Source organism: Paraburkholderia sp. MPAMCS5 (genome assembly GCF_036016995.1).
Lineage (GTDB): Bacteria > Pseudomonadota > Gammaproteobacteria > Burkholderiales > Burkholderiaceae > Paraburkholderia.
Window position 1 is genome coordinate 125,310 of the sequence record NZ_JAYXBK010000003.1, and the last position, 19,122, is coordinate 144,431.

The 19,122-nt window shown below is 65.0% G+C and carries 12 protein-coding genes; 10 read left to right on the forward strand and 2 right to left on the reverse strand.

The genetic code is table 11. The features are described from left to right. Positions 1 to 40: 40 nt before the first annotated feature. The gene (locus tag VOM14_RS08190) at positions 41 to 1,114 is read right to left on the reverse strand and encodes a lactonase family protein (protein WP_327628227.1); all 1,074 of its coding nucleotides are present in this window, start codon (positions 1,112 to 1,114) and stop codon (positions 41 to 43) included. Between the two features lie 262 nt (positions 1,115 to 1,376). Here VOM14_RS08190 and acnA point away from each other — a divergent pair, with 262 nt between their 5' ends. From acnA to VOM14_RS08220, 6 genes are all read left to right on the forward strand, one after another. Further along, the gene (gene acnA / locus VOM14_RS08195; protein WP_327628228.1) at positions 1,377 to 4,001 is read left to right on the forward strand and encodes an aconitate hydratase AcnA; all 2,625 of its coding nucleotides are present in this window, start codon (positions 1,377 to 1,379) and stop codon (positions 3,999 to 4,001) included. 57 nt (positions 4,002 to 4,058) lie between these two features. Further along, positions 4,059 to 4,952, forward strand: coding sequence for a GntR family transcriptional regulator (locus tag VOM14_RS08200; RefSeq protein ID WP_327628229.1), 894 nt, complete (start codon positions 4,059 to 4,061; stop codon positions 4,950 to 4,952). Positions 4,953 to 5,007: 55 nt separating this feature from the next. Then, complete coding sequence (locus tag VOM14_RS08205; protein WP_327628230.1) at positions 5,008 to 5,742, forward strand: ABC transporter substrate-binding protein; 735 nt, start codon at positions 5,008 to 5,010, stop codon at positions 5,740 to 5,742. A 98-nt stretch (positions 5,743 to 5,840) separates the two neighbouring features. Then, positions 5,841 to 6,683: a DMT family transporter gene (locus VOM14_RS08210; RefSeq protein ID WP_327628231.1), complete on the forward strand. Its 843-nt coding sequence runs from the start codon at positions 5,841 to 5,843 to the stop codon at positions 6,681 to 6,683. A gap of 237 nt (positions 6,684 to 6,920) precedes the next feature. Beyond that, complete coding sequence (locus VOM14_RS08215; RefSeq protein WP_327628232.1) at positions 6,921 to 8,135, forward strand: hypothetical protein; 1,215 nt, start codon at positions 6,921 to 6,923, stop codon at positions 8,133 to 8,135. Positions 8,136 to 8,163: 28 nt separating this feature from the next. Further along, positions 8,164 to 10,779, forward strand: a complete 2,616-nt coding sequence (locus tag VOM14_RS08220) for an ATP-binding response regulator (protein ID WP_327628233.1) — start codon at positions 8,164 to 8,166, stop codon at positions 10,777 to 10,779. On the opposite strand, the gene VOM14_RS08225 is transcribed toward VOM14_RS08220, so the two are convergent. Beyond that, a complete protein-coding gene (locus tag VOM14_RS08225) occupies positions 10,776 to 11,981 on the reverse strand; it encodes a hybrid sensor histidine kinase/response regulator (RefSeq protein ID WP_327628234.1) in 1,206 nt (401 codons plus the stop codon). The two genes, VOM14_RS08220 and VOM14_RS08225, sit on opposite strands and share 4 nt — an antisense overlap. Positions 11,982 to 12,422: 441 nt before the next feature. On the opposite strand from VOM14_RS08225, the gene VOM14_RS08230 reads away from it, so the two are divergent. The 4 genes from VOM14_RS08230 (at position 12,423) to VOM14_RS08245 (ending at position 19,121) form a co-directional block, all read left to right on the forward strand. Further along, entirely contained in the window at positions 12,423 to 13,658 is a 1,236-nt protein-coding gene (locus VOM14_RS08230; protein ID WP_327628235.1) for an MFS transporter, read from the forward strand. Between the two features lie 380 nt (positions 13,659 to 14,038). Next, the gene (locus VOM14_RS08235; RefSeq protein WP_327628236.1) at positions 14,039 to 14,896 is read left to right on the forward strand and encodes a TetR/AcrR family transcriptional regulator; all 858 of its coding nucleotides are present in this window, start codon (positions 14,039 to 14,041) and stop codon (positions 14,894 to 14,896) included. A 147-nt stretch (positions 14,897 to 15,043) separates the two neighbouring features. Then, positions 15,044 to 17,542: an acyl-CoA dehydrogenase gene (locus VOM14_RS08240; RefSeq protein WP_327628237.1), complete on the forward strand. Its 2,499-nt coding sequence runs from the start codon at positions 15,044 to 15,046 to the stop codon at positions 17,540 to 17,542. A 118-nt stretch (positions 17,543 to 17,660) separates the two neighbouring features. After that, complete coding sequence (locus tag VOM14_RS08245) at positions 17,661 to 19,121, forward strand: 3-oxoacyl-ACP reductase (protein WP_327628238.1); 1,461 nt, start codon at positions 17,661 to 17,663, stop codon at positions 19,119 to 19,121. Position 19,122 lies beyond the last annotated feature (1 nt).

A 19,122-nucleotide genomic window follows, 5' to 3' on the forward strand; every position in this document is an offset into this window, starting at 1 on the left:
CCAGGTTCCTTTGAAAACAGTGTGGCGATTGGCGGCGGTGTTACGCGTGTTCTGACGCGCGATGTTCTGAAAACACCATGCACACCGGACTGCCCGACTCGATGGAAAAACCGGTGGGCTTCAGTTGTCCCGTCGCGGGATCGACAGAGAACGCGACAATGCTGTCGCTGTCTTCGTTGAGCGCGTACAGGTGGCGGCCGTCGGGCGTCGCCGTCATGAAGCGCGGCGTGCGTCCCAGTGTCGGCTCCGCATGCACGAACGCGAGATGCCCGCTCGCCGGGTCGATGCGGAACACGGCGATGCTGTCGTGGCCGCGATTGGACGCGTACACGAAGCGGCCCGCGCGATCGACTTCGATCTCCGACGCGCGGCTGTTGCCCGTGTAGGTGTCGGGCAGCGACGAGACGATCTGCACCGGCGTCAACGCGCCGTTAGCCGGCGAATAGCGATAAGTTGTCACCGTCGAGTCGAGTTCGTTGACCACGTACGCGTGCGTGCCCTTGGGATGAAACGCGAGGTGCCGCGGCCCCGCCGTTTCGCGCGACACGACGAACGCCGGATCGGCGGGCGAAAGTTGTCCGTCCTTGAAGCGGAATGTGAAGACGCGGTCGAGCCCCTTGTCCGGCACGATCACGAACTGTCCGCTCGGATCGAACGGATTGAAGTGCGGCTTGGCCTGCTTCTGCTCGACGCGATGCGGGCCGATCGGGCCGTCGAGATGGACCCGTTGCGTCAGCTCGCCGAGCGAGCCGTCCGCCGCGATCGGCAGCACGGCAAGACTCGCGCCGAGGTGGTTCGACACGACGACGTAGCGGCCCGACGGATCGAGCGCGAGGTGCACCGGGTTCTTGCCCTGCGTGCTCTGCCGGTTGATGAACGCGAGCTTGCCCGTGGCCTTGTCCACCTTGAACGCGCTGATGTCGCTCAGGTCGCCGTGCACGGTGTAGAGATGTTCGCCGTCGCGCGACAGCGCAAGGAACGACGGATTGACGAGATCCTCGACGAGTTGCACGAGCGCGAGCGCGCCCGTCGCGGCATCGACGCGAAATACGCTGATGCCATCGCCGCGGGCGTTGCGTTCGCGGGTAGTCCGCGATCCGACATAAGCAAACATGGGTTCTGTTCCTGTGAAATCTGTGGGGTGCGCCGCGTGCCCTTGCGCGAAAGCCGTCCGCGTGGCGCTGCCGAGCGCGGCCAGCGCCGCGTACGACGCCGCGAACGACGCCGCGCCCTGAACGAGGTGCCGCCGGGCGCGGCTCGGGCCGTCCTCTCGCCCCTTACGACCGGCTTTCCTCACGACCTGTCTCCACGATTATTTTTGCTTTGGGGTTTGCACTAGATTGCATTTTGAACCGTACAAGTGCAAAAATACAGTCATGGAAAACACTTACTCCCCCACTGAAGCCCGGTTGAGCGTCGACGGCACCTCCTATCGCTACGTCGATCTGCCTCAAATGTTCGGCGACGCGCTGCGTGAATTGCCCGTCGTGCTGCGTCTGCTGCTGGAAAATGTGATCCGCAATACCGACGGCGACGAGCGGCGGCAAGCCGTGGAAGGACTCCTCGCGTGGACGGCGCGCGGCACCAGCGAAGCCGAGATCGCGTTCCAGCCCAATCGTGTGTTGATGCACGACACGACGAGCACACCCGCGCTCGTGGATATCGCCGGGATGCGCGACGCGCTGGCCGAAGCCGGCGCCGATCCGGCGTCGCTCAATCCCGTCTTGCCGGTGGACTCGTCGGTCGATCATTCGCTCGCGGTCGAATATTTCGCGCGCAGCGATGCCGCGCCGTTGAATCTGCAACTGGAACTGCGCCGCAACGCCGAGCGTTACCGCTTTTTGCGCTGGGCGTCGAAGGCGCTCAAGGGCGTGCGCATTCACCCGCCGGGCACGGGCATCATGCATACGATCAACCTCGAACAGCTCGCCACCGTCGTGACGGCCGTCGAGCGCGACGGCGAGCAATGGGCGGTGCCGGACACGCTGATCGGCACCGACAGCCACACGCCGATGATCAACGGCATCGGCGTGCTCGCGTGGGGTGTGGGCGGACTCGAAGCGCAGACGGTGATGTTCGGCATGCCGGTCATGCAGCGCATTCCCGACGTGATCGGCGTGCGTCTGACGGGCGCGCTGCGCCCAGGCGTGCTCGCGACCGACCTCGCGCTGACCGTCACGCAGCGGCTGCGTGCGATCGGCGTGTCGGGCGAGTTCGTCGAGTATTTCGGGCCCGGCGTCGCGACGCTGACGGCCGGCGAGCGCGCCGTGGTCGCCAACATGGCGCCGGAGTACGGCGCGTCGACGGGCTTTTTCCCCGTCGATCAGCACACGCTCGACTATCTGCGCGCGACTCATCGCTCCGAACCGTCGATCCGCCTTGTCGAGACGTTTGCGCGGCAAGCCGGCGTGTGGTTCGATCCGCAAGCCACGCCGCGCTACACGCGCAGCATCGACGTGGATCTCGACAGCATCGGCATGCACATCGCCGGGCCGCGCCGTCCGCAGGATCTGCTCGATTATTCGCAGACCTCGGCCGCGCTCGCGAAGCTCGACTTTCAACCGGCGCTGGCTGATCCCGTCATGCCGAAGCATCCCGTGGCGATTGCCGCAATCACGAGTTGCACCAACACGTCCGATCCCGCGCTGCTCGTCGCCGCGGGTCTGCTCGCGCGCAAGGCGCGGGCGTTGGGCCTCACCGTGCCCGCGTGGATCAAGACGTCGCTCGGGCCGGGTTCGCCCGCTGCCGCGGCGTATCTCGAGCGCGCCAACCTGATCGACGATTTTTCGGCGGTCGGCTTCGACATCGTCGGCTATGGCTGCACGACCTGCATCGGCAATTCGGGGCCGTTGACCGAGCCGGTGCGCGCGGCCATCGCCAATAAAAGTGCGTATCCGGTCGCGATGCTCTCGGGCAACCGCAATTTCCCCGGCCGCATTCATCCGGACCTCGACCTCGGTTTCATCATGTCGCCGCCGCTCGTGATCGCGTTCGCGCTCGCGGGCGATGCCGAACGCGATCTTTCCCGCGAGCCGCTCCAGCATGCCGCCGACGGCACGCCGGTCTATCTGCGCGATCTGTGGCCGAGCCGCGAGGAAGTCGCCGAACTCGTGCGCGCGGCCGCCGATCCGCGCGACTATCCGCGCGCGTTCGCGCTCGCGAGCCGGAACCCGGCCTGGCACGATCTCGATGCGCCCGGCACCGCGCAATTCCCGTGGAATCCGGCCTCGACGGCCTTGCGCCGGCCGCCGTTCGCGTCCGCGAGTGAAGGCAGCCAGCTCGGCACGTACCGCGCGTATCCGCTGCTCGTGCTCGGCGACGACGTCACCACCGATCACATCTCGCCCGCGAGCGCGATTCCGAAAGACAGCTTCGTGGCCGACTTTCTCGTTTCGCGCGGCGACGATCGCGACGACCTGAACGTGTTCGCGTCGCGGCGCGGCAACTGGGAAGTCATGGTGCGCGCGGCGTTCTTCAACCGGACGCTCGTGAACCGCCTGCGCGCCGGCATGCCGGTCGCGCACACGCTGCATGTGCCGAGCGGCGACGTGCTGCCGATTTTCGAAGCCGCGCGCCGCTACGAGGACGACGGCGATCCGGTCGTGCTGGTCGCGGGCGAGCGCTACGGCACGGGTTCTTCGCGCGATTGGGCGGCCAAGGGCCAGCGGCTCCTGGGTATTCGCGCGGTGCTGGCGGTGAGCTTCGAGCGCATTCATCGCTCGAATCTGATCGGCATGGGCATTCTGCCGATCCGGTTCGCGGCGGGCGTGCATCCCGATACGCTCGATCTGCGCCCGGGTGATAAGCTCGAAGTCGATGCGCCGGCCGACACGCTGTCGCCCCGCTGCAAGGTGCCGGTGCGTATCATGCGGGTAGACGGACGCGTGGACGCCATCGAGGCGACGGCGGCCGTCGAGACCCAGCTCGAATGCGCGCTGTTGCGCTCGGGCGGCGTGATCCCGCTGATCTTGCAGAAGAACCTCGCGGCGCGGGAGGCTTGAACCGGAGCCTCAGCCGCGCTACGCGAAACAAGTAGAAGGCTGAAAGGCACAACCCACATGATCGACAGATCCATTGCGACGCAGATCGTTGAACTGATCAAGACCGAAGGACTCGACGCGGGCGCTCACCTGCCCGCGCAGATGCTCGCGGACCGCCTGCGCGTGTCGCGCTCGCCCGTCAACGAGGCGCTCGCGCTGCTGCACGAGAAAGGCATTCTGACGCGCGAGAAGAACCGCGGGTTCTTTGTCGCGAAGCCCGTGATCGAACCGCTTGCGGACGTGGTCGGCGAGTTGGGGCTCGCCGAAACCGATGTCGTGACGAGCGTCTATTTCCAGATCGCCGAAGACCGGCTGAAGGGCGATTTGCCCGACGAGTTCCCGGAACAGCTGATCCGCAACCGCTATGGTTTGACGAGCGCGCAGCTCACGGCCGTGCTCGGACGCATCGCGCAGGAAGGCTGGGCCGAGCGCAAGCCCGGCTACGGCTGGCAGTTTTCGTCGATGCTGACCACGCCCGACAGTCTTCTCAAGTCTTACCGGCTGCGCCTCGCGCTGGAACCCGCCGCGCTCCTCGAACCCGGCTACCGGCTCGAACGCAAGGTGCTGGAACGCTGCCGCGAAGTGGAAAAGCATCTGCTCGCGGGCGGCATCGAAACCGATACGGCGGACCAGTTGCACGAGCGCGGCGTGCGCTTTCATGAATCGCTGGTGGAGGCGTCGGGCAATAGCTTTTTCATCGACACGATCAGGCGCGTGAATCGCGTGCGCCGCCTGCTGTCGTATCGCTCGATGCAGCATCGCGAACGCTATATCGAACACGCGAAGCAGCATTTGCATCTGCTCGAACTGCTGGAGCGCGAGCGCAACGAAGAGGCGTCCGAAGCGATGCGCGAGCACCTGCTGCACACACTCGAAGCGCTCTCGCGCATCAGCCAGATTCTCGAACCCTGAACCCCGTTTTCAACCTGAGACAGCCCGCGCACCACGCGGTTACAACGAGAACTTCATGAATATCGATCAATCCGTTATCTCCGCGTTCATGCCGACGGGCAAGCTGCGCGCGTCGATCAATCTGGGCAACCCGATTCTCGCCAACAAAGATCCGCAAACCGGCGAACCGTTCGGCGTGTCCATCGACCTCGCGCGCGCGTTCGCGAAGCGGCTCGGCGCCGAACTGGAACTGGTGGTGTTCGACGCGGCCGGCAAATCCGTGCAGGCGTTGAGCGAGGAACGCGCCGACTTCGGCTTCTTCGCCGTCGATCCCTTGCGCGGCGAAACCGTTGCGTTCACCGCGCCGTATGTGCTGATCGAAGGCTTCTATCTCGTGCGCGACGACTCGCCCGTCACAACGAACGCGGACGTCGACCAGGCGCATAACCGCGTCGCCGTCGGCAAGGGCAGCGCTTACGACCTCTTTCTCACGCGCGAGCTGAAGGCCGCGCAGATCGTCCGCGCACCCACTTCGCCGACCGTCGTGCAAACTTTCCTCGAACAGAATCTGGAAGTCGCGGCCGGCGTCAAGCAGCAGCTCGAAGCCGATGCGCGCACAACCACCGGCTTGCGGCTCCTCGACGAGCGCTTCATGGTGATCCAGCAGGCAATGGGCACGCCAAAGAGCCGCGGCGAAGCGGCGGCGGCCGTGCTGTCGCGCTTTGTGGAAGAGATGAAGGCGTCGGGTTTCGTCGCCGAAGCGCTCGCGCGGCATGGGATCGCGGGAGCGTCGGTGGCGCCCGCGGCCTGACTGGCATGCGGTTCAGGCGAAGGCCGGCGCGCGGCATGGAACACCGTGGGCCTTCGTTCATGTCTCTTTCTGTTGCCGTCTTTCTACCCGGATAGTGCATGCTCAGTTATACCGGCGGTCTCGTCCTTTTCGCCGCCCTGCTCCATGCGAGCTGGAACGCGATGCTGCACGGCAACCGCGACCGCTTCCTCTCGATGACATGGATGAGCATCGCCATCGCGGCGATCTGCACGCTGGTCGTGCCGTTGACACCGTTGCCGGCGGCCGCGGCCTGGCCGTATATCGTGGCGTCGGGGCTCGTGCATATCGGCTACAACGCGAGCCTCGTGCGCGCATACCGCCGCGGCGATCTCGCGCAAGCGTATCCGATCGCGCGCGGCTCGTCGCCGTTGCTCGTCACGCTGGGCGCGGCGCTCTTCGCGCACGAGGAAATCGGCCCGCTGCACGCGCTCGGCATCGCGCTGATCTCGGGCGGCATCATCGCGCTCGCGCTGCAAGGCGGCCGCGTGTCGCGCGCGGGCGTGCTGGCCGCGCTGACCACCGGCGCGACCATCGCGCTCTATACCGTGATCGACGGCATCGGCGTGCGCTCGTCGGGCGGCGAGGCGCTCGCCTACACCGCGTGGATGTTCCTCTTCTACTGGCTGATGCCGGTCCTGTTCATCATGCTGCGCGGATTGCCCGCGCTGTGGACGCCGATCCGGGCGACGCCGGCGGCGGTCGGCTCGTCGCTCGCCGGCGGCATCGTGGCGATCGCGGCCTACGGCATCGTGATCTGGGCCATGCAGTCGGGCGCGATGGGCACGGTCTCGGCCTTGCGCGAGACGAGCGTCGTGTTCGCGGTGCTGATCGGGCGCGTGCTGCTCGGCGAGGCGGTCAGCGCGAGGCGCTGGGTCGCGTGCGTGGTGGTGGCGGCCGGCGCGGTTTGCCTCGGGCTTTGAGCTTGCGCGCGGCACCTTCCCGCTATTGCGCGAGTCAACGTCAGTTGCCCTGACTTTCTGGCATTTCCTTTCGTGTGTGCCCGCCGGCACCGGCGGCGGCAGCGGCTTGCCTCCATTGCGCACCAACATACGGACAAAAACTATTGGTTTTCTCTAGAGTTGATGGATCGTCGGCCAATGCGGGCCGTCGACGTCGCGCTGACTGGGCAGCGCGGCATCAACCAAAAGGAAAATCAAATGGCAACGTCCTTCCACAACGAAATATCAACCCGCGACGACCGACGCGGCGCCTTGCGGCTGCACCCGTCCGGTGCGCCGCTCACGCTCAAACGCACCATCCATCCGGAAGAAATCCGCGACAACCTGCCGGCGGGCCAGGGCGGCGTCGGCTTCCTCTTCCACGCTACAGACTGGGAAACGCTTTCTTTCTCCTTTCACAACGTGAAAACCCGAAGCGAGTCATTCGAAGAAGAGTTGTGGCGCACCGAGCCATTCATTGCCTCGCCGATCTATTCGGGCTCGCAGATGATCGGCGCGAATATCGCCTGCCCGGTGCCGCTCGAAATGTGGCTCGGCAGTCCTCGCGGCATCAAGCGGTTTCGCGAGACTCAGTTCTTCCCCGCGCTCGAACTGGCGCGGCAGGCGGGCTTGAGCATGGTCGCGATGGGCGCTTCCACGCCCTATGCTTGCAATTACGGCGCACTGCCGCGGCAGACCAAGCCGCCGCACATCACGACGGGGCACGCGGCGACCGCGGCCATGCTGAAAGACTGGGCGATTCACTGCTGCAACGAACTCGACCTGGAGTTCGGCAAGACGAAGCTCGCGCTGTTCGGCGCGGCCGGCCGGCTCGGCACCACGGTGGCCAAGTATCTGCTCTACAAGGAAACGCCGAGGGAACTCGTGCTGATCGACTTGCCGGACAAGGTCAACCTGCTCGCGGATCAGGCCAGGGAGTTGATGGCCGCCGACCTGCTCGGACGCACCCGCGTCTCGATTCACACCTTCAGTCCGGACACGCCGTTGCCGCAATTCGACGGAGCGATTCTCGCGAGCAGCACCAGCGTGCCTTACCTGAGCGCCGCCGATCTCAGGCGCGCGCGCTTCTGGATCGACGACTCGCACCCGCGCGCCGCGAGCGTGGAAGCGGAACTCGCGTCTCGCGGACATACGCTATATATTGAGTGTTTCGCCCGAGGTCCGGCCGGTCTCGATTCCAGGTTCCCCTTCAGGCTGCCGAGCACCCGCGATTGCTATACCTGTTTCGCCGAGGGCTACGCCGCCTGGCAGGAAGGCATCGCGTCGGACTTCATCATCGGCAGCCCGCCGGTGTGGTCCGTTTCCTATACTCACGGCCTGTTGAAAAAGTACGGATTTTCGGTGGGACCATTTCACGGCAAAGACGGGTCGGCGATCGACCTCGATCTGCGCGTAGCGGCAAATGTGAGTTGACGGGGTCGAGAATGTCATTGGAGGCCAGATGATCATAGCGCGTGAAAGCATGCAGGATGTGCTGGAACGAAGCCGGTTTGCAATTCGATGGGGAGGCGTGCTGGGCCTCGTGTGCCACCCCATCTATTACCTGGTCTGGACTTACATCCTGCCGCAGCCGTACGACAACCTGCCCCTGCGCCTGAGCGCGGCGTTCATCTGCATTCCATTGATCGTTCAGGCGCACTGGCCGAAGCAGTTCAACCGCGCCCTGCTGATCTACTGGCACGTCTGCCTGATCTACGTGCTGCCGTTCGTCTGCACGTTTCTCGCCATCAGGAATGCGTTCTCCACCATGTGGATGATGACCGAGGTCATGATGATCTTCATCATGGCGCTGTGTATCGACAACCCGTTCCTGCTGATGGGTTGTATCGGCATCGGCGTGTTTTCCGGCGGGCTGGCCGCGGTGGCCAGCTCGCCGGTTCCCATCGTGCTGACCACGGCCAATCAGTCGGACCTCGCGTTGCTGCCGGTCGTCGTGTTGTGCAGCATGGCTTTCAGCCACGCGATCAGCAAGGGCCGCATCTTCGTCGAAAAGAACCGGGCGTTGCAGGCGCTCGCCGGTTCGATCGCCCATGAAATGCGCAACCCGCTCAGCCAGTTGAAACACGTGCTGGATCGCGTGGAAGAAACCCTGCCGGCGCTCACCGATGCAGCCCGCATACCCACGCTCGCGGGTACGGGCGCCGCGCCGCTCTACCGGCATCTTGCGCACGGGCAGTTGTCCATCGAGCGCGGCCTGCGTGTGATCGCCATGACGCTCGACGAAGTCAGCGCGAAACAGATCCACTCGGACTCGCTCACCTATTTGAGCGCGGCGGCCACCACGCGCAAGGCGCTCGACGAATACGGCTTCGCCGATAAAAAGGAACGCAGCAAGGTGCGCCTCGTGGTGCTGGAGGATTTCACCTTCAAGGTCGACGAAACAGTCTATCTGTTCACCCTGTTCAATCTGATCAAGAACGCGCTGCACCATATTGCGCCGCTGCCCACGGCCACCCTCACGCTGACGGTGGACCGTCACTCGGTCACGGTCCGCGATACGGGCAGCGGCATCGCGCCGGAAATCCTGCCGCATCTGTTCGAGCCGTTTCGCACCGCCGGCAATTCGGCCGGCACGGGTCTGGGGCTCGCCTATTGTCAGCGGGCGATGCGCGCCTTCGGCGGCAGCATCGCGTGCAAGTCGGAAGCCGGCAAGTTCACGCAATTCACGCTGCAATTTCCGGCCGTCACGGAAAGCGAGGTTGCCGGGCACGAGCGCGCGATCGTTGCGCGCACCACGACCTTGCTGAACGGCAAACATGTGCTGCTCGCCGACGACGACGCCGCGCAGCGCGAGCGCACGCGGCGGACCTTGTCGAAGCTGGGCACGCAGGTGAGCGAGGCCGAAAACGGGCTGGTCGCCCTCGCGATGCTCCAGCAGGGCACGCATTACGATCTCGTGCTGATGGACGTCAACATGCCGGTGCTGGACGGCTACACGGCCACGGAACGACTGCGCGCCGGTCGCGACCATCCGAACTGGAATGTGCTGGTCGCCGCCTACACGTCGGAGCCGGGCAACGTGGCGCGCGTCCTGGCCCGTCGCGCCGGCATGGACGACATGATCAGCAAGTCGTGCAGCGTGATGGAGTTGTTCACCTCGCTCCAGGCGCTCTTTGACAACGGCAACCGGCGCGAGCTGAGCCAACGATTCGACGACTTCTCCGGCAAGTCGATCCTCGTCGCCGACGACGACACCTACAGCCGGCTCGTCGCCAAAGCCTATCTGGAGCGGTTCGGCGCGAGCGTCATCGAGGCGCAGCATGGCGAGGCGGTGCTGGAGCGGCTCGACGAAGACGTCGCCATCGACGCCATCGTCGTGGATATGAACATGCCGGGCATGGGCGGGCTCGAAACCGCCGCGGCGATCCGCGCGCGCACCGACGCTTACGCCAACGTGCCGATCATCGCGCTCACGGGCCAGTCGGACATCGGTGCGGTGCAGGCCTGCATGGCCGTCGGCATGAACGAAGTCATGGTGAAGCCGGTTCAGGTCGGCTCGCTCTATGCCTGCCTGACGCGCCAGTTTGCGCGGCTACACGGCGGCGGCGCGCCCGCGACGATGACCCAGGCGGCTGCTTCGTCAGCGCAAGCCGGGGCGGCCGCGCCCGCCGCCAGGCTCATCGCGATCGAGGAAAGCGATCTGCTCGACGACAACCACCTCGGGGAACTGGCGGCGCTCGGCCTGCTCGACGAACCGTTCGTGAACGGCATCGAGCAGATTCGCCTGTTGATCGCGCAACTAGGCGCGAGCGCGGCCGCCCGCGACCTCGATGCGGCGCATGGCGCGCTGCACCTGCTGCTCGGCGCGAGCGGCAACATGGGGGCAAAAGCGCTGCATCAATTCACGCGGCAGATCTATCCGCGCACGCTGGAAGGCGAATGGCCCGCCGAGCCCGACTGGCTCGGCCGGATCGACCGGCTGGGCGAGCGTTCAGCCGACGCGCTGCATCGCTATCTCGCCGCAGCCAGTGCGGACCGCGCGCGAGACGATCGACGCGACCGGCCGGCGCAGCCAGGGCCGGCCAGCACCAGCGGTCTCGCGGTGCGCGAGAACTAGTGTCGGTCTGCCCCGGGGGCTTTGGATTCGGGTGGCGTGGCGCGCTCCGGCGCGTGCTCGCCGCTCGCGCCATGCATCCGGCCCGTGAAGTTCGGAAAACGCATGGTCACCGTCGTGCCCTCGCCGACCGTGGATTCGATCCGCAAACCGCCGCCGGATGACTGCATGATGCGGTTGCAAAAAATCATTCCCATGCCGTGACCGCCGTTGCCCGCGTGCGTCGTGACCGGATCGAGCAGCAGCCGCGCCTTCACCTCGGGCGCGATGCCCGGTCCGTTGTCGCGCAAGCGGATTTCCGGCTCGGGCTCGCTCACCACTTCGATTCGCAACGAAGGCGCCGCGCAACCGTCGAGCGCGCGCAACGCGTTGGACATCAGCGAAGACAGCACGAGCGCCACGCAATTCGGCATGGCGTACACCAGAAAGTCGCCTTTCACGTCGACGTCGATCCATTCGCGCTGCGAGCCCGCAAACGGATAGGAATCGAGCAGTGTGGCAACGAGGCGCGTGGCCTTGACTTCGCGGAGCGCGCCGCCCAACGCCGCCTGCTGGCCGCCGCTCTTATGCACGGTCGCCCAGAACGACGAGATCAGCGTCAGGCAATACTGCGCGTTGTTGAGCATCGAGCTGGCCGCGGCGCCGATCTCTTTTTGACGCTGCGGATCGTATTCCTGCGCGACGTCGTTTTCGACGGAGCGCGCGAACAGCGAGATCGCGGCGAGCGGCGTATTCAGCTCGTGGGCCAGAAAGGCCAAGGTTTCGTCCATGGCGAGGAGCCGTTGCTGACGCGTTTCACGCTCGGCGTAGCGCGCCACCGCCTGCTTCAGTACCTCGCGCACGGCCTCCATGCGCAGCGGCTTTTCGATGATGCGGAACAGGTCGCCGGTATTGAACGTTTGCAGCAGCATGTCCTTGTCGGCGTACGCGGTGACGAGAATGCGCACGATTTGCGGATACGTCCCGGCAACCTCGCGCAGCAGATGGCCGCCGTCGCGCCCCGGCATGCGAAAGTCAGTGACGAGCACGGCGATCTCCGGCCCGAATTCGTTCAGCACCGCCAGCGCCTCGTCCGCGCCGTGCGCGAGATGCACGTGGAAATCGTCGCGCACGGCGCGCGCGAAATGATTGCGCGACAGTTCGTCGTCGTCGACGAAAAGAATGGAGAACGGCGCCTGGGCGGCCGCTTGTATCGTGTCACTCATTGCAATTCCAGCACGTGTTTCAGGCAAGGACGTCCAGCAGAACGGATTCGCTGGCATTTTACCTTCGCGGGCCGGCCAGATCGGCGCGCGCGCGCGTCGGCGCGATCTGAATCAAAAACGACCCGGTCATTTCGACCGGATTAACAACCGGATTAACAACTGGATTAACCGCTGCATTAACGCCCGGCCGGCAATGAATTCATTACAGATTGCATGCGCCATTGCAAACACAATCAATACGATATTTACATTAAGCCGACATTTCTATTAATCATGGCATTCAGCACGATAATTGCTCCAGGGATTAACACGGATAAATCGGCGCTGATTCCTGCAGATGCTTAAAGGTGAGCGTACACTCGCTCGAAGCCCACGCCACGGGCACGCTGGATAGTTAAACCATCGTCGAAAACGGGTTATCGGATACCAGGAGAACAATCAATGAGCTGGACACGGGAACAGAGAAACGTCACGGCCGCCGCCTATCTGGGCTGGACACTCGACGCATTCGATTTTTTTCTGATGGTGTTCGTATTGAAGGATATTGCGGCCGAATTCAATACGAAAATCCCTGAAGTCGCGTTCGGCATCATGCTGACACTCATGATGCGCCCGCTCGGCGCGCTGATTTTCGGCTGGCTCGCGGATAAATACGGCCGCCGGCCCACGCTGATGGTGAACATCGCGTGCTTCTCGCTACTGGAATTGCTGTCCGGCTTCTCGCCGAACCTCGCCACCTTGCTTGTGCTGCGCGCGCTGTTCGGCATCGCGATGGGCGGCGAATGGGGCGTGGGCGGCGCACTCACGATGGAAACCGTGCCGCCCAAGTCGCGCGGCATCGTCTCGGGCCTGCTGCAGGCGGGCTATCCGAGCGGCTATCTGCTCGCCTCGGTGGTATTCGGCGTCTTTTATCAATACATCGGCTGGCGCGGCATGTTCTTTGTCGGCGTGCTGCCCGCGCTGCTCGTGCTGTATATCCGCGCGCACGTGCCGGAGTCGCCGGCCTTCAAGACGCTGGAAAAGCGCGCACGCCCCGGCCTCGTGGCAACCTTGAAGCAGAACGTGGGGCTGTCGATCTACGCGATCATCCTGATGACCGCGTTCAACTTCTTCTCGCACGGATCTCAGGATCTGTATCCGACTTTCCTGCGCGTGCAGCATCAATTCGACGCGCATACGGTCTCGTGGATTACGATCACGCTGAACATCGGCGCGATTTGCGGCGGTTTGTTCTTCGGCATGTTGTCGGAAAAGATCGGCCGTAAGCGCGCGATTTTTCTCTCCGCGCTGATCGCGTTGCCGGTGTTGCCGCTGTGGGCATTTTCGAGCACGCCGGTGCTGCTCGCGCTCGGCGCGTTCCTCATGCAGATTTCGGTGCAAGGCGCTTGGGGCGTGATTCCGGTTCATCTGAACGAGATCTCGCCCGATGAAATCCGCGCGACCTTCCCGGGGCTCGTGTATCAGCTGGGCAATCTGATCGCGTCGGTCAACGGCCCGCTTCAGGCGAGCGCGGCCGAAGCGCACGGCAACAACTACGCGCTCATCATGGCGGTTGTGATCGGCATCGTCGCCGTCGTGATCTGCGCGCTGATCCCGTTCAGCCGCGAGCGCCGCGGCATCGACATGACGCAGTCGGCCGAGCATCTCGGCGAACAGCCGCAAGGAAGCACCGTGTGACGACAGCTTCAAGCGTTCGAATCGAACACGTTGTTTTGCCGCGCGGTTCTCGGGCACAATAGAAAAAACAGCGGAAAAAGGCGGCTCGAACCGCCATGGCGCGAAGTCCGCGCCGCCGCACATAGCGCGAGCAGCGCAGGCCAAACAGCTTGTTTCGATGCACCGATTCATACGAGGCCGTTCCGATTCGTCGGAACGGCTTTTTTATTTCCGCGCGCAATGTCACGCGTCCAGGCTTGAAGTCTTCTAGAGGAGTTCATCGACATCCAGGTCTTGCCCCGCTTCACCGTCCTTCTTTATCCTGAAAAAAACGACTGTTTCAAATCGATAATTGAATCGACTGTTTGCGGGCCGCGCGCCCGCCAACCCGGAGACGCAACATGGCAGGTCGCACCACAAGCCGGCAAGCCGGCGATACGAAGTCACGCATCCTCGACGCCGCCGAAGCGCTGTTCATCGATTGCGGATACGAGGCCATGTCGCTGCGCCAGATCACTTCGCGCGCCGAAGTCAATCTCGCGGCCGTCAACTATCACTTCGGCAGCAAGGAATCGCTGATTCACTCGATGCTGTCGCGCCGGCTCGACCATCTCAATCAAGAGCGGCTCAAGCTGCTCGACCGCTTCGACCAGATGCTCGGCGAGCGTCTGACCTGCGAGCATGTGCTCGGCGCCATGTTCATTCCGGCGCTGCGGCTCTCGCGCGATCCGCGCGTCGGCGGCAAGGCGTTTCTGCGTTTGCTGGGTCGCGCCTATACGGACCCGTCGGCGTTCATTCGCGACTTTCTGAACGGGCACTACGCATCGGTCGCCGTGCGTTTTTTCGATGCGTTCCAGCGCGCACTGCCGCATCTGCCGCGCGAGGAACTCGGCTGGCGGCTGCACTTCGCGATCGGCGCGCTCTCGGGCGTGCTGGCCGGCACCGATACGGACAGCCTGATCGCCGAGTTCTCGCAGGGCAAAACGATGAACGATCTGCAACTGATCGCGCGCCTCGCCTCGCTGATGGTCGCCGCGCTCAAGGCGCCGCTGTCCGACGCCTCGCAGTTCGCGATGTTCGCCGCGGTGCTCGGCGACGCGACCGACAGCAACACGGCCAATGCTTCGGCTTCGTCCGAATCTGAATCCGCGGCTGAATCCGAATTTGCAGCCGACGGCGAGCGAGCCGCGCCTTGCATCGAAGCCATCGACGCCATCAACGCGTGTTCGTTTCAGAAGGTCCTATACGGCGCGACGTAACAGCGGCGCCCTCCTGGGCCGTTTGCAAACGCAGGCGGAACGCCGGATTCACGCGTTCCGCGCGAACAACAACACATCGATAAAAACGCGAACCGTCCACGCGCCGTGGATGCGTTCGCACGCACCATCGAAACAGGGAGGAAGGTCATGTCGTGGTTCTTCTTGCTGCTCGTCATTGCCGCTCTTGCGCTTGTCTATGTCGAGGCTCGCGCGCTCGTGTGGCTTGCCTTCCTGATCGTCTGGGTCGCAGCAGCACATCTGGGCCACGCGGCGGGCGCAGCCGGAACCGCGCTGCTGACCGTCGTCTTCGTACTGCCCGCGTTCGTGCTCGCCTTGAAGCCGTTGCGCCGCGCGTGGCTCGCGAAACCCGTGCTCGACGTCTTCCGCAAAATCCTGCCGGAGATGTCGCCGACCGAACGCGACGCGATCGAAGCCGGCACCGTCTGGTGGGACGCGCAACTTTTCTCCGGACGCCCGCATTGGGACGCGCTGCTCGGCCACGGCCCGGCGACGCTGACGGCGGAAGAACAGGCTTTCCTCGATAACGAATGCGAGCAGTTGTGCGACCTCGCGAACGACTGGGACACCACGACGCTCTGGCAGGACCTGTCGCCCGAAGCGTGGCGCTTCGTCAAGGCGCGCGGCTTTCTCGGCATGATCATTCCGAGGCAGTATGGCGGCAAGCAGTTCTCGGCTTACGCGCATTCGCAGGTCATCATGAAGCTCGCCACGCGGTGCTCGGCCGCCGCCGTGTCGGTGATGGTGCCGAACTCGCTCGGCCCGGCCGAGCTCCTGATGCACTACGGCACCGACGAGCAGAAGAACCACTATCTGCCGCGGCTCGCGCGCGGCGAGGAGATTCCCTGCTTCGCGCTGACGAGCCCGTATGCGGGCTCGGATGCCGCGGCGATTCCGGACGTCGGCATCGTCTGCAAGGGCATGTTCCAGGGCCGCGAAACGCTCGGCTTTCGCGTGACGTGGGACAAGCGCTACATCACGCTCGGACCGATCGCGACCGTGCTCGGCCTCGCGTTTCGCGCGCTCGATCCCGAGCGTCTGCTCGGCGGCGGCGACGAGCCCGGCATCACCTGTGCATTGATTCCGACCGATCATCCGGGCGTGAACATCGGCCGCCGTCATTGGCCGCTCAATGCAGTGTTCCAGAACGGCCCGAACTCCGGCAAGGACGTCTTCATTCCACTCGACTGGGTGATCGGCGGACGTGCGCAAGTCGGCAACGGCTGGCGCATGCTGATGGAATGTCTCGCGGCGGGCCGCGCGATTTCGCTGCCGTCGTCGAATGTGGGGATGGCGAAAATCGCCGTGCGCGGCACGGGCGCCTATGCCGCGATTCGCCGCCAGTTCCGCACGCCCGTGGGCAAATTCGAAGGCGTGCAGGAAGCGCTCGGCCGCATGGGCGGCCATCTCTACGTGATGGACGCCGCGCGCCGCCTGTCCGCGCAGGCGGTGGATCTCGGCGAAAAGCCCTCGGTGATCTCGGCGATCGCGAAATATCACATCACCGAGCGCGCCCGCATGGTGATCAACGACGCGATGGACGTCGCCGCCGGCAAGGGCATCTGCATGGGGCCGTCGAACTTTCTCGCGCGCGCGTATCAGCAGGTGCCCATCGCGATCACCGTGGAAGGCGCGAACATTCTCACGCGTTGCCTGATCATCTTCGGCCAGGGTGCGATTCGCTGTCATCCGTACGTGCTGAAGGAAATGAGCGCCACGCGCGAAGCGGACCGCAAAAAAGCACTGCGCGATTTCGACGACGCGTTCTTCGGCCATGTCGGCTTCACGCTGTCGAACGTGGTGCGCAGCGTCGTCTACGGCATCACGGGCGGCGCCTTCATCGCGGCGCCGCGCCGCGCGCATGCGCCGCTTCACGCGTATTACCGCGCGGCCACGCGGGTTGCCACCGTGTTTGCGTTGCTCGCGGACGTGTCGATGTTCGTGCTCGGCGGCGACCTGAAGCGCCGGGAACGCATTTCGGCGCGCCTCGGCGACGTGCTCTCGCAGCTCTACCTGATCTCCGCGACGCTCAAGCGTTTCGAAGACGAAGGCCGTCAGGACGACGATCTGCCGCTCGTGCGCTGGGGCGTCGAAGACGCGCTGTATCGCGCGCAACACGCGCTCGACGGCGTGCTCGCGAACTATCCGGATCGCCTCGCCGCGGGGCTCGTGCGTCTTCTTGCGTTCCCGTTCGGCTTGCCGTATCGCGAGCCGTCCGACCGGCTCGGCAGTGAGATCGCCGAACTGATGCAGACACCGGGCGCGGCGCGCAACCGCCTCGTGTCGGATTCGTACGTGCCGCATCCGGACGTCGACGCGCTCGGCTTCGGCGAGCTGGCGTTCGAACTGAACCCGCACTTCACGCGGATCGAGCAGAAACTTCGCGAGGCGGTGAAACGCGGGCATCTCGAACCGATGCCGCAAAGCGTCGCGCAGCTCGCCGCGTGGGCCGACGCCGCGCAGCAAAAAAAACTGATCGACGCCGACGAGCGGCGCGTGCTCGACGACTACGCGCGCTACGCCGGACAAGTCGTGAAGGTCGACGACTTCGCCGCCGACTTCGACATGCTCGCCGCTCTGCAAAAGCGCAAGGAGACGCTTGAACACACGCTCGAAGCCTCCGCGTGATAGAGGCCGGCGCGGGGCGCCCGGCGCATGAAAAAAGCTCGCCGCGAAGCACGCCGATGCGCCAAACTCAGTGCACACTGACAGCCGCAACGGCGTGCCGAGCGGAGCAACCGACACTATGAACGACACTTACCTGAACTTCGTCAATTCGCCGTTCGGCACGCGCGTGGCGCGCTCTCTCGGCCTTCCGAAGCCCGAGGTGCTGCGCCGCTATCGCGCGGGCGAGCCCGAATTCGGCGGCCTCGTTGCGATCGGCGCGGGACGCGAGCCGCGGCTGCTCGACCCGCTCGCGGATTTCGTGGCGAGCATCGGCGTGACGAGCGTCGCGCATGAAAGCGCCGGACTGTGGATGCCGCTCGCGCATCGTCACAATCTGATGACGGGCCGCTTCGAACCCGCCGATTCCGGCTCGCCCGCGCGCCTCGCCGCCCTGCTTTTCGACGCGAGCGGTATCGAGGACAGCAGCCAGCTCGAACCGCTCTACGCATTCTTTCACGACACGCTGCGCTCGCTCGGCAAGTGCGGCCGGATCGTCGTGCTCGGACGGCCGCCCGAAGCCTGCGAGAATCCGCGGCAATGGACCGCGCAGCGCGCGCTGGAAGGTCTCACGCGCTCGCTCGGCAAGGAAGCGCGGCGCGGCGCCACGGCGAATCTCGTGTATGTGGCGGAAGGCGCCGGGCATCGAATGGAGGCCACGCTGCGCTTTTTCCTGTCGCCGCGTTCGGCGTATGTGTCGGGACAGGTGGTGCGGATCGCGGCGGGCGGGCCGCTTCGCATCAACGCAGATACCCATGCAGATACTGACGCCGGCATCAACGCCGACCTTCCATCGCCGTTCGACTGGCGGCAGCCGCTCGCCAACCGCCGCGCGCTCGTGACGGGCGCGGCGCGCGGCATCGGCGCGGCCATCGCGAGCGTGCTCGCGGAGCAAGGCGCGCATGTGATCGGCATCGACATCGCGTCGGCGCGCGACGCGCTCGAAGCCACGCTGCGCCCGTTGAACGGCACGGCCCTCGCCTTCGACATCGCCGCGCCCGAAGCGCCCGCGCAGATCGCCGCCGCGCTCGACGATCAGGGCGTGGACATCGTCGTGCACAACGCGGGCATCACGAAAGACAAAACCATCGCGAAGATGACGCACGCGGCCTGGCAAAGCGTGATCGACATCAACCTGTCCGCCCAGGAACGCATCGACGACACGCTGCTCGCGGCGGGCATTCTGCGCGACGGCGGGCGCATTATCGGCGTGTCGTCGATCGGCGGCATCGCGGGCAATGCCGGGCAGACCAATTACGCGACCTCGAAAGCCGGCGTGATCGGCCGCGTGGAAAGCATGGCGCCGCGCCTGCGCGCGCGCGGCATCTCGATCAACGCGGTCGCGCCGGGCTTCATCGAAACGCAGATGACCGCGAAGATGCCGCTGGCGTTGCGCGAAGCGGGCCGCCGCATGAATTCGCTTGCTCAGGGCGGCCAGCCGGCCGATGTCGCGCAGACCATCGCGTGGCTCGCGCATCCGGGCTCGGCGGGCATCAGCGGCCAGGTGGTGCGCGTGTGCGGACAAAGCCTGATCGGAGCATGAC